This is a genomic window from Helicobacter sp. T3_23-1059 (assembly GCF_053654515.1).
Window position 1 is genome coordinate 1 of sequence record NZ_JBSIUV010000192.1, and the last position, 675, is coordinate 675.

Here is a 675-nt window from a genome sequence, read left to right on the forward strand (position 1 = left end):
CTCCAAGAAATGCGGAGGTTGCCTTTGAAATGCAAGGTGTCGGTTACTTTTGGAAATGTATGAATGTATGGTATGAATGCAGAGCAAAAATATTCTTTTAATTCCTCATCATTAAGATGAGAATATTTTGTGCTGTAATAATACATTTCAGATAGGGGAACTTGATAGTATTGATTTTTTTTCACAGATTCTATAAAAGCATTACTCATTTGTTATCCTTGTGTTTTCTAAAATCTCAATAATTTTTACATAATTTCGCACGGCGTTAGAATCGCCACTAGATTTTGCTTCATTGAGCTTTTCATTAGCATAGTCGCTCAAATTTTCATCATCTGCTATATGATTTTTCAGCAAAAATTCAAGTGCGCTTACATTTGCCGAATCTATGGCTTGTTGCTCAAAGGTAGGCGCACCGATAATGCCATTTAAAAACGCCATATTATGCTCCTTGTCCTTTTCTAACGCTTTATAAATAAGCTCCAACCCAGCAATGTCATCTGCCTTAATCATATCAACGATGATATATGCGCTATCAAATGAATACGCTTTATTTGTAGCGACAGGGTTGCTGGAGCGATTGTCCCATTTGTGATTTCCCCATTGTTTAACCCACTCATCATACAAAGCGGATTCATTACCTTTTGTGGCTTCTGTTGTATTGCAAGTTTCTAAAGA

2 protein-coding genes are annotated in these 675 nt (G+C 35.9%); both read right to left on the reverse strand.

The window, feature by feature from the left end:
• Positions 1 to 209, reverse strand: a 209-nt coding sequence (locus tag ACWIX0_RS13990; protein WP_454174586.1) for a hypothetical protein, incomplete at its 3' end; no start/stop codon positions are given.
• Positions 202 to 675 (reverse strand): hypothetical protein (locus tag ACWIX0_RS13995; protein WP_454174587.1); only part of this gene is annotated, 474 nt, incomplete at its 5' end. The genes ACWIX0_RS13990 and ACWIX0_RS13995, both read right to left, overlap by 8 nt.